Below are 14,064 nucleotides of genomic sequence, written 5' to 3' on the forward strand. Positions count from 1 at the left end.
TTCAGACGGCCTTGATGCGGTGTTTGTCTAGGATCCGGCTCAGCCGCCGATGGTGATGGTTTCCACGCCGCTTGCGCGTGCCAGCAGCAGCACGTCGGCGGTGTCGCGGGCGAAGAGGCCGTTTTCCACCACGCCGGTGATTTTGTTGATTTCTTCTTCCATCGTCAGCGGACGCGACAAATCGAGGCCGGAGACGTCAAGGATTTCGTTGCCGCTGTCGGTGGTGAAGCCGACGCGCAATTCGGGTTCGCCGCCCAGCGCGAGCAGTTTGCGCGCCACCAGCGAGCGGGCGGCGGGAATCACTTCGACGGGAAGCGGGAAGCGGCCGAGGCGGGTGACGTATTTGCTTTCGTCGGCGATGCAGACAAAGCGCTCCGAGGCGCTGGCGACGATTTTTTCGCGCAAAAGGGCGCCGCCGCCGCCTTTGATCATTTGCAGGCTGTGGTTCACTTCGTCGGCGCCGTCGATGTAAACGGCCAGCCGCACCACGTCGCTCAAAGTCACTTCGGGAATTTCATACTGCGCCAGCAGCTCGGAGGTGGCTTTGGAGCTGCTGACCGCGCCTTTGACGGCTTTGCCGCTTTCGGCCAGGGCTTTGATGAAGTGGTTGACGGTGGAACCCGTGCCGATGCCGATGTATTCGTTTTCGGGCACGAAGCCGACGGCTTTTTCGCCCGCCATGCGTTTCAGATCGTCTTGTGCTGCCATGTTCTGCTCCTTTTTGTCGTGGTTGGTTTGTCGGGCGGCATGATACCGAAAGGCAGGGGGCGGCGGAAGCGCGGGGCGGCCGCGGCGGCGGGAAAACGGCGGCTGTTTGACCCATCGCAAAGGTGGGGACAGGAGGCCGTCTGAAAGCCTGCAAGGCTCGTGTGTAGGATGTGCCGCCCAAGCGGCGCACCCTATACGAAACAAAAAGGCCGTCTGAAAACCCGATTTGGATTTTCAGACGGCCTTTGCACCTGCTGCAACGGGCACGGTCAGCCGGTAAAGCGTTTGAATACCAGCGTACCGTTGGTGCCGCCGAAGCCGAAGGAGTTGGAGAGGGCGACGTCGATTTTTGCGTCGCGGGCTTCGTTGGCGCAGTAGTCCAAATCGCAGCCTGCTTCGATGTCCTGCTCGAAGAGGTTGATGGTGGGCGGGGATTTTTGGTTGTGTACGGCCAAGACGCTGTACACGGCTTCTACTCCGCCTGCCGCGCCAAGCAGGTGGCCGGTCATGGATTTGGTGGAGTTGACGATGGTTTTGTAGGCGTGTTCGCCCAGGGCGCGTTTGAGGGCTTTGGTTTCGTTGGCATCGCCCAGCGGGGTGGACGTGCCGTGGGCGTTGACGTAGTCCACATCGGCGGCGTTCAGCCCTGCGTCTTTGAGGGCGCGGGTGACGGCCAATGCGGGGCCTTCTTCGTCGGGGGCGGTGATGTGGTAGGCATCAGAGCTCATGCCGAAGCCGACGAGTTCGGCGTAGATTTTCGCGCCGCGTTTTTTGGCGTGTTCAAGCTCTTCCAATACCAAAATGCCTGCGCCTTCGCCGATAACGAAGCCGTCGCGGCCTTTGTCCCACGGGCGGGAGGCGGTGGCGGGGTCGTCGTTGCGGGTGGAGAGGGCTTTCATGGCGGCGAATCCGCCTACGCCGAGGGTGCTGATTGCGCCTTCCGCGCCGCCGGCAATCATGATGTCGGCGTCGCCGTATTTGATGATGCGGGCGGAATCGCCGATGGAGTGCGCGCCGGTGGTGCAGGCGGAAACCATGCCGTAGCTGGGGCCGCGGTAGCCTTTGAGGATGGTAACGTGGCCGGAGATGAGGTTGATCAGCGAACCGGGAATGAAGAAGGGGTTGATTTTGCGCGCGCCGCCTTCGATAACGGCTTTGCCGGTGGCTTCGATGCTGGGCAGGCCGCCGATGCCGGAGCCGATGTTCACGCCGATGCGGTCTTTGTCGAGGCCGTTTACGTCGTCGAGGCCTGCGTCGGCGATGGCTTGGAGGGCGGCGGCGATGCCGTAGTGGATGAATACGTCCATGCGGCGGGCTTCTTTGGCACTGATGTATTGGCCGATGTCGAAGCCGCGCACTTCGCCTGCGATTTGGCTGTTGAGGTCGGATGCGTCAAAGCGGGTGATGCGGCCGATGCCGCTTTTGCCGGCCAGTAGGTTGTCCCATGCGGTCGGGATGTCGTTGCCGACGGGGGATACCTGCCCGAGGCCGGTGATGACTACTCTTCGCTGACTCATAAAAATCTGCTCGCTGTGGAATCGTTTGCGCCTGTTCGGCGGCGGGTTGAATGAGAAACGACCCCTGTGTGCAGGCAAGCCCGCGCGCAGAGGCCGGAATGTGTCAAAGCCGCTTATCAGCCCTGATGTGCATTGATGTAGTCGATGGCAGCCTGAACGGTGGTGATTTTTTCGGCTTCTTCATCGGGGATTTCGCAGCCGAACGCTTCTTCCAAAGCCATAACCAGCTCGACGATGTCGAGGGAATCGGCGCCCAAATCGTCTTGGAAGGAAGATTCGTTTTTCACTTCGTCAACGGTTTTGCCCAATTGCTCGGCAACGATTTCTTTCACTTTTTGGTCGACATTTGACATATTTGTAAGTCCTTGTTTAAAGCCTTGCGGCGGTGGTTAATGTAAAACTTAAAACGGGCGCATTGTACCCGATTGGTTTAGAGTTTTCCATCTAGTTTGACGCCCCGCTGCGGGTATCCGCTTGGGCGGGGCTCGAAGCGCGGGCATCTTAGCATGGCGGCGATTTTGCCGACAAGCGCATTTTCCCTCGTTTTTTCTTATGATTACGTGTTATCACGGCTTTTCTGCGCCTACGGTCTGCTGCAAAAAGCGCAGCACGCAGGCCAGCTCGGCGGCGGTTTCTTCCTGCGTTCCGTTGCCGGTGTGGCCGCCGCCGTCGGGTGCGTAGAGCCAGGCGTTTGCGCCATAGCCGCGCAGTTTGGCGTAAAACTTTAAGGCGTGGGCGGGGTGGACGCGGTCGTCGGACAGGCTGGTGGTGATGAGGGCGGGCGGGTAGCTGAGGCCGTCTGAAAGTTTGTGGTAGGGCGACAGGGCGGCGAGGTGGGGGCGCATTTCGGGGTCGGCGGGGTCGCCGTATTCGTCCGTCCAGCTGGCGCCAGCGGAGAGTTCGGTGTAGGCGAGCATGTCGGTGAGGGGGACTTCGCACACCAGCGCGCCCATGTTTTGCGGTTCGCGCACGAAGGCGGCGGCGGCGACGAGGCCGCCGTTGCTGCCGCCCTGCACGGCAATGCGTTCGGGCGAACTCATGCCGCGCGCGGCCAAATCGCGCACCACGGCCAGCAGATCGTCGGCGCTGCGGTGTTTGTACCTGCCCTGCGCGGCGGCGTGCCAGTGTTTGAACTCGCCGCCGCCGCGCACGTTGGCAACAACAAAAGCATTCCCCTGTTCGAGCCAGTGGCGGCCGATGCTTTCGGGGTAATGCGGCGGCTCGGGTTCGCCGAAGCCGCCGTAGGCGTAAACCAGCGTCGGCGTGTCGGGCGCGGCGGTTTTACCGACGTGGAAATAGGGTATCCGCGTGCCGTCGGCCGATTCCGCCCAAAGCTGCTGCACGCGGATGCCGTCTGCAACAAACTGTTCGGGCTGGCGGCGCAGCACGCTCAGTTCGTTGACGTGCAAATCGAGGGCAAACAGGGTGAGCGGCGTGGTGAAGTCGTCGGCGGCCAGATAGAGTATGTCGCCGCCCCAGGGTTGGTCGGTGATTTCCAGCGCGCCTGCGGGCAGCTCGGGCAGGCTTTGTTCTTCCCATGTTTTGCCCGTCCATTTCCACGCTTTCAGACGGCCTTTCACCTTATCCAGCAGCGACACGGCGATAAAGCGTTTGGTGGTTTCCACGCTGTCCACCGCCTGCGTGTCCGACGGCTCGAACAGCAGCGCCGCTTCGCCCAGCACGCCCTTGTTCAGCTTCACCGCCACCAGTGCGCCCGCCGGATAGCTTTGCTTGGCGCGCTGCCACGGTTCGCGCAGCTGCACGAGCAGCTGTCCCGCCGTGTAGCCGACGATGTCGCAGTCGCGCGGCAGGTTCAGTTTGGCGGTGCTGTTGTCGGGCAGCACCTGGTAATAGTCTTTGGTGAAAAAGCCTTCCGCCGCTTCGATTAAATCCACGGGCGAACCGAGGCCGTCGAGATAACGCCAGGCGTTGGCCATCATCCAGTTTTCCGCCACCTGCAACACGGGCAGGCCGTCTGAAAACGCCTGACCGCGTTCGAGCAGCCACACCTGGCGCGGATAGCCCGATTCGGTGAGCTGGCGTTCGTCCCAGGCGGGGCAGACCCACACGCTGTTTTCGTCGCGCCACGAAATATGGTTTTTGCCCGCCGGAAAGTGGAAGCCGTTTTCGACGATGCGCCGCCCGGCCAAATCGAATTCCAGCGTGTAGGACGCGTCGCCACCCGCCGCGCTCAGGCTCAACAGCACGCGCAGCGGCTGCTCGACATAATGCGACACGCCGTCGAGATAAACATCGTCGCCGAGAATTTCGTCGAAATCGGCCACGGAAAACAGCACTTCCCAATCGGGCAGACCGGCGCGGTAGGAGGCGGCGGAGCAGACGCGGTAGACGCCTTTGGGAAAGTCTTCGCTCTGGTAAAAATGGTACATCCGCGCGCGGTGTTCCTGGCAAAACGGAATCTGCCGCTCGTCGCGCATGGCTTCGGCGATGTCGTCGCGCAGGGCGCGGAAGACGTCGTCGCCGGCAAAGCGCGCCAGCGTTTCGCCGTGGGCGCTGCGGGCGAAATCCTGCGTGGCGGGGTCGGAAAGATTGTGGAAACGGGAAAACGGATCGTGTTGCTCGGGCATGGTGTGAGGCTGTCTGAAAAGGAGAAAAGGGCGCGATTATAAACAAAAAGGCCGTCTGAAACGTTTTCAGACGGCCTCTGCGCTTGATGCACAATCAGCGGGGCGTACAGCTTTTGAACAGGATTTCGTCTTTCGGCGAAGTGATCATGATGGGCTGCTTGTGGTAGGTTTTGGTGCTCATCTCGCTGGTGCTCAGAGTGTAGCCGCCCTCGTCGATGAAGAAAGTGTCCACATTGTCGGAGCGGTCGAGGTTGATGTCCATGGTGCGGTTGCGGCCGTTGATGCGGGCAACGGCGTAGTTGGGCAGGCCTTGTTTGTTAAAACCGTAGGTCACGTTGATGCGTTTGCCCTGCTGGCAGCGGTAGCTGACGGTTTTTTTGCTGACGGTGGGATTGCCGGTTTCGGCCATGGCGGTGCCGCTGAGGGCAACCAGGGAAGACAGTACGACGGCAGACAACAGTTTCATATGCGTATCCTCAATTAAGTAGATTGGATGAAAATCCTTTGCGGCAGACGCCCGCCGCAAAAGCGCCGCCATACTAAGGCTTTTTCTGTTAAAAAAGCAAAGGCATTCGGATAATTTTTGTAAACAGAAAAACCCAATGCGATAGCTTTTAACACAACCAGAGGCCGTCTGAAACCGCCCGATGCCCTACGGAACGGGCTTCTTCCCGTTTCGCCGCCGCAGCGTTCAGACGGCCTGTCTTTCAAAAATACGGAAAAGCGCGTAAAATCCGCGTAAATTTTCTTTATCCGCAGGCAGATTCAACTGCCTGTTTTTTATCAGGTAAAAAACATGACCGAACAGCACAATCCCGCCGAAGAAGCCCATATCGACGAAAACCAAATCATCGCTATCCGCCGCGAAAAACTCAACGCCATCCGCGCCGAACGCATCGCGTTCCCCAACGATTTCAAACGCGACAGCTTCGCTGCCGAGCTGCATGAAAAATACGACGCTTTAAGTAAAGAAGAACTCGACCCGCAGGCAATCCCGGTAAAAATCGCCGGCCGCATGATGCTCAAACGCGCGATGGGCAAGGCCAGCTTTGCCACCGTGCAGGACGCAACCGGCCAAATACAGCTCTACATCAACAATCAGGGCGTGGGCGAGGCGGCGCACGAAGATTTCAAACATTGGGACATGGGCGACATCGTCGGCGCGGAAGGTACTTTGTTCAAAACCAACCACGGCGAGCTGACCGTGCGCGTGTCCAATGTGCGCCTGTTGTCCAAATCGCTGCGCCCGCTGCCCGACAAACACAAGGGTTTGGCCGACCAAGAGGCAAAATACCGCCAACGTTATGTCGATCTGATTGTGAACCCCGAATCGCGCGACACCTTTATCAAACGCAGCCGCATCATCCAAACCGTACGCAACTATATGGTGAACGAGCGTTATCTCGAAGTGGAAACGCCGATGATGCACCCGATTCCCGGCGGCGCAACGGCCAAGCCTTTCGTAACCCATCACAACGCGCTGGATATGCCGCTGTATCTGCGTATCGCGCCGGAGCTGTATTTGAAACGCTTGGTGGTGGGCGGCTTGGAGCGCGTGTTTGAAATCAACCGCAGCTTCCGCAACGAGGGCATGAGCACGCGCCACAACCCCGAATTCACCATGATGGAATTTTACGAGGCCTTCTGCACCTACGAGCGCATGATGGAAATGACCGAGGGAGTCATCCGCGCCTGTGCACAGGCCGTCTGCGGTACGGCCAAAATCAGCTACAACGGCAAAGAAGTCGATTTGGAAAGCCCGTTTGAGCGTTTGACGATTTTGGAAGCCATCAAAAAATACAATCCGCACTACACCGACGAGCAGCTTTTTGACGCCGAATGGCTGAAAAAAGAAATCGTGCGCCACGGCGAAAGCCTGCCGCCCGCGCCCGGCATCGGCAGCCTGCAACTGGCTCTGTTTGAAGGCTGCGCCGAAGGCAAACTGTGGAACCCGACTTTCATCATCGATTATCCGGTGGAAGTATCGCCGCTGGCGCGCGCCTCCGACACCAAGCCCGGCCTGACCGACCGTTTTGAATTGTTTGTCGTCGGCCGCGAGCTGGCCAACGGCTATTCCGAGCTGAACGACCCCGAAGACCAGTCCGCCCGCTTCAAAGCCCAAGTGGCGCAGAAAGACGCAGGCGACGACGAAGCCATGCACTACGACGCCGACTACATCCGCGCGATGGAATACGGCCTGCCCCCCACCGGCGGCAGCGGCATCGGCCTCGACCGCCTCGTGATGCTGCTCACCGACGCGCAAAGCATCCGCGACGTGATTCTGTTCCCGCAGATGCGGCCGGAGTAGGCGCAGCGTTCACAGACCAAAAAGGCCGTCTGAAAACCCGGTTCAGGTTTTCAGACGGCCTCATCTATAATGCCGCCCCGGCCGAGAGGCCGTCTGAAACCCGTCTGCAAGAAAGAAGCGGACGGCTGCCACCCCGAACCCGAAGGACAACCCATGCACACACGCCGCATCATCGTCGGCATCAGCGGCGCCAGCGGCTTCCAATACGGCCGCGCCGCCCTCGAAATCCTGCGCGCCCTGCCCGACGTCGAAAGCCACCTGATTGTCAGCAAAGGCGCCGAACTCACCCGCGCCCTCGAAACGCCCTACGGCAAAGATGATATCTACGGCCTCGCCGACACCGTCCACGCCATCGGCAACCTCGGCGCGCCCGTGTCCAGCGGCTCGTTTCCCGTGCACGGCATGATTGTCGCCCCCTGCTCCATGCGCACGCTGGCCGCCGTCGCCCACGGCTTCGCCGACAACCTGCTCACCCGCGCCGCCGACGTCACCCTCAAAGAGCGCCGCCGCCTCGTGCTGATGGTGCGCGAAACTCCGCTCAACCTAGCCCACCTCGACAACATGCGCCGCGTCAGCGAAATGGGCGGCATCGTCTTCCCGCCCGTGCCCGCCCTCTACCACCGCCCGCAAACCGCCGACGAAATCGTCGCCCACAGCACCGCCCGCGCCCTCGGCCTGCTCGGCCTCGACATCCCCAACAGCCCGCAATGGACGGGCGGCGCGGCGGATAAGGCCGTCTGAAACCCGTTTTCAGACGGCCTCCCCGTCCCAAACCCCATACAAAACGGAAAAACACCCCCTTCCCGCCAACAAAGCCCCAACCATGAAACGCACCCTCTCCGCCGCCGAAAAAGGCCGTCTGAAAACCCATCTGCGCCGTGGCGGCCTCATCGCCTATCCCACCGAATCCTGCTACGGCCTCGGCTGCCTGCCGCGCCATGCCAAAGCACTCAGAACGCTCGTCCGCCTCAAACGCCGCCCGCAGCACAAAGGCATGATTGTTATCGGTGACAGCCTTGCCCGCCTGCGCCCGCTGCTGCGTCCGCTGCCCGAGTCCGACGCGGCCGCGCTGCACGACATCTGGCCGGCGCGCGAAACCTTTCTGCTGCCCGCCGCCCCCGGCCTGCCGCCGCTGCTGCGCGGCAAAGGACGCGGCAAACTCGCCGTGCGCGTGCCCGCTCACGCCGCCGCCCGCGACCTGTGCCGCCTGCTCGGCACGCCGCTGGTGTCCACTTCGTGCAACCGTGCGGGCAAACGCCCCTGCCGCAGCGAGCGCGAAACCCGCCGCCAGTTCGGCCGCAGCGCACGTATCGTCGGCGGCCGCTGCGGCCAAAGCAAAACGCCCAGCCGCATCACCGACTGGGCAACGGGAAAACGCTTGCGCTGAACCTTGAATCCCGCGCAAAAAGGCCGTCTGAAAACCGTAAAACAGGTTTTCAGACGGCCTTTTGTCTGCCGCTTATTTTTTCAGCGAATCACGGATTTCGCGCAGCAGCAGCACTTCTTCGCTCGGCTCGGCGGGGGCGGCGTCGGCAGGCGCTTCAACCTTGTTTTTCAGTGTGTTGAGGGCTTTCACCACCATAAAGATGGCGGAGGCGATGATGAGGAAGCTGATGATGCTGTTGATAAACAGGCCGAGGTTGAGCGTTACCGCACCTGCGGCTTTGGCGGCGGCCAGCGAGGCGTAGCCGCTTTCGGGGGCGGGCACGCCGTCTTTGAGGGTGATGAAGAGGTTGGAGAAATCCACGCCGCCGATCAAAAGGCCGATGGGGGGCATGATCACGTCGTCCACCAGCGATTTGACGATGCCGGAGAAGGCGGTACCCACCACCATACCGACGGCCAGGTCCACCACGTTGCCGCGCATGATAAAGTCTTTAAACTCTTGTTTAATCGACACTTGTCTTTCCTTTTTGTATGTTTGCGAAACGAAAGGGCGGCAGTGTAAAGAAATCGCGCAACCCGTGCGGCGGCGGCGCGATTTTCGGTTGCTTTTCGGTTATGTGCGGCGAACGGGGGCAAACGGCTTTTCAGCGGTGCAGAGCGGCGGTTTTGACCCATGCCAGAAGTTCGCGCGTCAGTTTGCGCAGGTAGTTGGGGGCGGAGTCGCCGCAGTCGGGGGCGGCGTACAGCTGCGTTTCCTTGTCCGGCCAGTGGCGGCGTGCCAGCCATTGCGCGCGCGGCAGGTGGAAATCGTCGCTGACGATGGCAATGTGTTTTTCCGTGCCCAAGAGTACGCGGCTGAACGCGATGTTTTCGTAGGTGCTTTCCGAGCGGTTTTCGACGGCGATGTCGCGGCGCGGCACGCCTGCGGCTGCGGCCATGTCGCGCATGGCTTCGGCTTCGTTGCTGCCGTCGCCGTCGGTGCCGCCCGACATGATGAGCCGCCGCGCTTTGCCCGCATGATAAAGCGCCACGCCCGCTTCGACGCGGCTGCGCAGACAGGGATTGGGGCGGCCGCGACGGTTGACGGCGTTGCCGAGCACCACCGCCGCGTCCGCCGCCGGAGCGCCGTGTACGGGCTGCGCCGCCCGTTCCGCCAGCGCATCAAGCGCCAATATGCCCGCCGCCCACAAAAGCAGGCCGCCACCCGCCGCCGCGCAAACCGCGCGCCGCATTCTGCGTTTTGCCATGTCCGTGTCCTTTATCTTTATTGTCTGCAAAATGCCGACGATAACACGCTTGAGGCCGTCTGAAACGCGGCGGCGCTTTCTTTCAGACGGCCTGTGCCGCTATAATCGCGCCCGCTCTCGAGGGAGTAGCCGTCCGCGCGCCGTTTCAGGCAGCGCGCGGAGCCTGCGTCAACACAATTGCCGGTCGGCATGGCGCAGGCATCTTCCCGCCGGAAGACTGGCAAGACTTGGGGCATACCGACGCATTCCGTGCGGGGCGTTTGGTGTGCCTTTTGTCTGTCCGCACGGTTTTTGGGAATATCGAATGGAAGCCTTCCTCTCCTCCACGCTGGCCGTGCTGATTGCCGAAATCGGCGACAAAACCCAGCTGCTCACTCTGTTTCTCGCCTCCCGCTTTGCCGACAAAAAGGCCGTTGTCGCGGGCATTTTCGCCGCCACCCTGCTCAACCATCTCGCCTCCGTCCTGTTCGGCGCGTGGCTGTTTGCCCGTGTGCCGCCCGAAACGGCCAAATGGGCGGTCGGCCTGAGCTTTGTCGCCGTGGCGCTGTGGCTGCTCGTGCCCGACAAAGACGATGAGGGCGACAACGGCCGCTGGCTGAAATACGGCGCGTTCGCCGCCACGGCGGTGCTGTTTTTTCTGGCGGAAATCGGCGACAAAACGCAGATTGCCACCGTGCTGCTGGCCGCGCGCTACCACGATCTGACGGCCGTGGTGGCAGGCAGCATTATCGGGCTGATGGCAGCCAACGTGCCCGCCGCCTATCTCGGCGAAAAAATCACCGCCGCCGTTCCCGCCCGCGCCGTGCGCTTTGCCGCCTGCGCCCTGTTCGCCGCGATGGGCGTGCTGACACTGTGCGGCGGCGGAATCGCTTTGGGTTGAACGCGGCAGGCAAGAGGCCGTTCCCGCCTACGCGGGAATGACGTTTCTGAAAAGGCGGTTTCGGCTTGGTTGGAGCCGTGTTTTCAGACGGCCTCATGCAGACAAGCGTTTAAACACTCCGAACCCAAATTTACGCTTGCGCCGCTATAATCCGAGCCTTCGTTCCACCAAGCCAAACCGCTATGAAACTGTTTTACCTGCCTCTTTTTCTCGCCGCCCTCGGCGCAGCCCCGCTCTCGCACGGCGCAACCTATGTCTGCGGCAGCGGCACGTCCGTCAGCTATTCCAGCGAAAAAACCGACGCCTCCTGCCGCGAATCACAGCCGCGCGGCTCTGCCGCGGAAAAAACGCCGGCCGACAAAACCGATGTTTGGGGCGACGCGTCTTCCGGCGACATTTTCGTGATGCCGCCCTCCGCGCAGCAGCTGGCCGACAACGCCCCGCCGCCGAAAATGACGGTGAAGCTGCGCAACCGCCCGCAAACCGCCGCCGTGAAAACTGCCGCGCCCGCCAAAGCCCCCGTCCGCGCCGCCGCGCCGATCTACGCCGCCGTGAAACCCAAGCTCAGCCGCGACCAAATCCTGCAACGCGAAATCAGCAGCGAACGCGCCGCCCTCGTCCGCACCAAAGGCCGCCTCGAACAGGAAATGAAAAAAGGCGGCAACACCGCCACGCTGCAACGCGCCGTTGCCGACCGCGAAGCCAATATCCGCGCCATCGAACGCGAGTTGAAAAAGTTCTGAGTCCGCGCGACGCCAACCCAAAAGGCCGTCTGAAACCCGTTTTTCAGACGGCCTTCGCCCATCCGCGCCGCACAAAGGCGGCGTTTGCCCGAACAGGCCGCCGCCCCGTCCCGCAAGGCTTTTCAGGTGGCCTCCCTGTGACTGCCGCCGCTGAATAATCCAGCAAAATCAGGTATAATCCGTCCCTTTCGCGCCGTCTGCACCAGCCGTTTCCCACGCGGTTTTTCAGACGGCCTCTTTCAGCAAAAACAACGGTAAGAAAAACTATGGCAGAGCAAAAACACGAAGAATACGGTGCCGACAGCATCCAGGTGCTCGAAGGCTTGGAAGCGGTACGCAAACGCCCCGGTATGTATATCGGCGACACGCAGGACGGCAGCGGCCTGCACCACATGGTATTCGAAGTATTGGACAACGCCATCGACGAAGCGCTGGCCGGACATTGCGACAAAATCACCGTAACCATCCATGCCGACAATTCCGTCAGCGTGGCCGACAACGGGCGCGGTATGCCCACCGGCATCCACCCGAAAGAAGGACGCTCCGCCGCCGAAGTCATCATGACCGTATTGCACGCGGGCGGCAAGTTCGACAACAACAGCTACAAAATCTCCGGCGGACTGCACGGTGTGGGCGTGTCCGTCGTCAACGCGCTGTCCGACTGGGTAACGCTGACCATCTACCGCGACGGCAAGGAACACTTCGTCCGCTTCGTGCGCGGCGAAACCGAAGAGCCGTTAAGGGTTGTTGGCGATTCCGACAAAAAAGGCACGACCGTGCGCTTCCTCGCCAGCGCGGAAACCTTCGGCAACGTCGAATACAGTTTCGACATCCTCGCCAAACGCATCCGCGAACTTTCCTTCCTGAACAACGGCGTGGACATCGAATTGATTGACGAGCGCGACGGCAAACACGAAAGCTTCGCCCTTTCCGGCGGCGTGGCAGGTTTCGTGCAATACATGAACCGCAAAAAAACGCCGTTACACGAAAAAATCTTCTACGCGTTCGGCGAAAAAGACGGCATGAGCGTCGAATGCGCGATGCAGTGGAATGACAGCTATCAGGAAAGCGTGCAGTGCTTTACCAACAACATTCCGCAACGCGACGGCGGTACGCACTTGACCGCATTACGCCAAGTGATGACGCGCACCATCAACAGCTACATCGAAGCCAACGAAGTCGCTAAAAAAGCCAAAGTTGAAACCGCCGGCGACGATATGCGCGAAGGTTTGACCTGCGTGTTGTCCGTCAAACTGCCCGACCCCAAATTCTCATCGCAAACCAAGGACAAACTGGTTTCCAGCGAAATCGGCCCCATCGTCAACGAAGTCATTAACCAAGCCTTGACCGACTTCCTCGAAGAAAATCCGAACGAAGCCAAAATCATCACCAGCAAAATCGTCGATGCCGCCCGCGCGCGCGAAGCCGCCCGCAAAGCCCGCGAAATCACCCGCCGCAAAGGCGTGATGGACGGCTTGGGGCTGCCCGGCAAACTCGCCGACTGCCAAGAAAAAGACCCTGCCTTGTCAGAACTTTATCTGGTCGAGGGCGATTCCGCAGGCGGTTCTGCCAAACAAGGCCGCGACCGTAAATTCCAAGCCATTTTGCCGCTCAAAGGCAAAATTTTGAACGTCGAAAAAGCCCGTTTTGAAAAAATGCTCGCCAGCCAAGAGGTCGCCACCCTGATTACCGCGCTGGGCGCAGGCATCGGCAAAGAAGAGTTCAACCCCGAAAAACTGCGTTACCACCGCATCATCATCATGACCGATGCCGACGTGGACGGCGCGCACATCCGCACCCTGCTCCTGACCTTCTTCTACCGCCAAATGCCCGAACTGGTCGAACGCGGCTACATCTACATCGCCCAGCCGCCGCTCTACAAAGCCAAATACGGCAAGCAAGAGCGTTACCTCAAGGACGAACTGGAAAAAGACCAATGGCTGCTCGGTCTTGCTTTGGAAAAAGCCAAAATCGTTTCAGACGGCCGCACCATCGAAGGCGCAGAACTTGCCGACACCGCCAAACAATTCCTGTTGGCGAAAACCGTCATCGAACAGGAAAGCCGCTTTGTGGACGAACTCGTCCTGCGCGCCATGCTGCACGCTTCGCCCATTGATTTGACGTCGTCTGAAAACGCCGATAAAGCCGTTGCCGAACTTTCCGGTTTGCTCGACGAAAAAGAAGTCGCCCTCGAACGCATCGAAGGACACGAAGGCAACCGCTTTATCAAAATCACCCGCAAGCTGCACGGCAACGTCATGGTCAGCTACATCGAACCCAAGTTCCTCAACAGCAAGGCTTACCAAACCCTCACTCAAACCGCCGCCGCGCTCAAAGACTTGGTCGGCGAGGGCGCCAAGCTCTACAAAGGCGAGAACGAGTACGATGTGGACAGCTTTGAAACTGCGCTGAACATCCTGCTCCAAAACGCGCAAAAAGGCATGTCCATCCAGCGATACAAAGGTTTGGGCGAGATGAACCCCGAGCAGCTTTGGGAAACCACGATGGATCCCGCCGTTCGCCGCCTGTTGAAAGTGCGCATCGAAGACGCCATCGCCGCCGACGAGGTGTTCGTTACCCTGATGGGCGACGAAGTCGAACCGCGCCGCGCCTTCATCGAAAACAACGCCCTGATTGCGCAAAACATCGACGCATAAAGCGTTTGGGCAAAAAAAGGCCGTCTGAAA

13 protein-coding genes and 1 riboswitch are annotated in these 14,064 nt (G+C 60.5%); of the genes, 6 read left to right on the top strand and 7 right to left on the bottom strand.

The genetic code is table 11. The features are described from left to right. Window positions 1–39 precede the first annotated feature (39 nt). The 5 genes from rpiA to CGZ77_RS05385 form a co-directional block, all read right to left on the bottom strand. Window positions 40–708: a ribose-5-phosphate isomerase RpiA gene (gene rpiA / locus CGZ77_RS05365; protein ID WP_009427567.1), complete on the bottom strand. Its 669-nt coding sequence runs from the start codon at window positions 706–708 to the stop codon at window positions 40–42. 269 nt (window positions 709–977) lie between these two features. Further along, window positions 978–2,225: a beta-ketoacyl-ACP synthase II gene (gene fabF / locus CGZ77_RS05370; RefSeq protein ID WP_009427566.1), complete on the bottom strand. Its 1,248-nt coding sequence runs from the start codon at window positions 2,223–2,225 to the stop codon at window positions 978–980. Window positions 2,226–2,341: 116 nt separating this feature from the next. After that, a complete protein-coding gene (acpP, locus tag CGZ77_RS05375) occupies window positions 2,342–2,578 on the bottom strand; it encodes an acyl carrier protein (RefSeq protein WP_009427565.1) in 237 nt (78 codons plus the stop codon). A 213-nt stretch (window positions 2,579–2,791) separates the two neighbouring features. After that, on the bottom strand, window positions 2,792–4,813 hold the full coding sequence (locus CGZ77_RS05380; protein ID WP_094031004.1) for a prolyl oligopeptidase family protein: 2,022 nt from the start codon (window positions 4,811–4,813) through the stop codon (window positions 2,792–2,794). Window positions 4,814–4,907: 94 nt separating this feature from the next. Beyond that, window positions 4,908–5,279: a hypothetical protein gene (locus CGZ77_RS05385; RefSeq protein ID WP_036495473.1), complete on the bottom strand. Its 372-nt coding sequence runs from the start codon at window positions 5,277–5,279 to the stop codon at window positions 4,908–4,910. A gap of 330 nt (window positions 5,280–5,609) precedes the next feature. Between CGZ77_RS05385 and lysS the strand changes: the two genes are divergently transcribed. From lysS to CGZ77_RS05400, 3 genes are all read left to right on the top strand, one after another. Next, window positions 5,610–7,121, top strand: coding sequence for a lysine--tRNA ligase (gene lysS, locus CGZ77_RS05390; protein WP_009425133.1), 1,512 nt, complete (start codon window positions 5,610–5,612; stop codon window positions 7,119–7,121). Window positions 7,122–7,274: 153 nt separating this feature from the next. Beyond that, a complete protein-coding gene (locus CGZ77_RS05395) occupies window positions 7,275–7,862 on the top strand; it encodes a UbiX family flavin prenyltransferase (RefSeq protein ID WP_036495472.1) in 588 nt (195 codons plus the stop codon). A gap of 82 nt (window positions 7,863–7,944) precedes the next feature. Next, window positions 7,945–8,508, top strand: coding sequence for an L-threonylcarbamoyladenylate synthase (locus tag CGZ77_RS05400; protein WP_036495471.1), 564 nt, complete (start codon window positions 7,945–7,947; stop codon window positions 8,506–8,508). A gap of 72 nt (window positions 8,509–8,580) precedes the next feature. Here the strand turns inward: CGZ77_RS05400 and mscL are convergent, their stop codons facing one another. Continuing rightward, a complete protein-coding gene (gene mscL / locus CGZ77_RS05405; protein ID WP_009425129.1) occupies window positions 8,581–9,021 on the bottom strand; it encodes a large conductance mechanosensitive channel protein MscL in 441 nt (146 codons plus the stop codon). A gap of 130 nt (window positions 9,022–9,151) precedes the next feature. Continuing rightward, complete coding sequence (locus tag CGZ77_RS05410; protein ID WP_232304368.1) at window positions 9,152–9,754, bottom strand: YdcF family protein; 603 nt, start codon at window positions 9,752–9,754, stop codon at window positions 9,152–9,154. A 121-nt stretch (window positions 9,755–9,875) separates the two neighbouring features. After that, window positions 9,876–10,045: riboswitch (yybP-ykoY riboswitch) on the top strand. 13 nt (window positions 10,046–10,058) lie between these two features. On the opposite strand from CGZ77_RS05410, the gene CGZ77_RS05415 reads away from it, so the two are divergent. The 3 genes from CGZ77_RS05415 (at window position 10,059) to gyrB (ending at window position 14,034) form a co-directional block, all read left to right on the top strand. Next, window positions 10,059–10,634: a TMEM165/GDT1 family protein gene (locus CGZ77_RS05415; protein ID WP_009425126.1), complete on the top strand. Its 576-nt coding sequence runs from the start codon at window positions 10,059–10,061 to the stop codon at window positions 10,632–10,634. Between the two features lie 182 nt (window positions 10,635–10,816). Then, window positions 10,817–11,377: a hypothetical protein gene (locus CGZ77_RS05420; protein WP_009425125.1), complete on the top strand. Its 561-nt coding sequence runs from the start codon at window positions 10,817–10,819 to the stop codon at window positions 11,375–11,377. A gap of 266 nt (window positions 11,378–11,643) precedes the next feature. Continuing rightward, the gene (gene gyrB, locus CGZ77_RS05425) at window positions 11,644–14,034 is read left to right on the top strand and encodes a DNA topoisomerase (ATP-hydrolyzing) subunit B (protein ID WP_009425123.1); all 2,391 of its coding nucleotides are present in this window, start codon (window positions 11,644–11,646) and stop codon (window positions 14,032–14,034) included. The last annotated feature ends 30 nt before the right edge of the window (window positions 14,035–14,064 follow it).

The organism is Neisseria sp. KEM232 (assembly GCF_002237445.1).
In the GTDB taxonomy this organism is placed as follows: Bacteria; Pseudomonadota; Gammaproteobacteria; order Burkholderiales; family Neisseriaceae; genus Neisseria.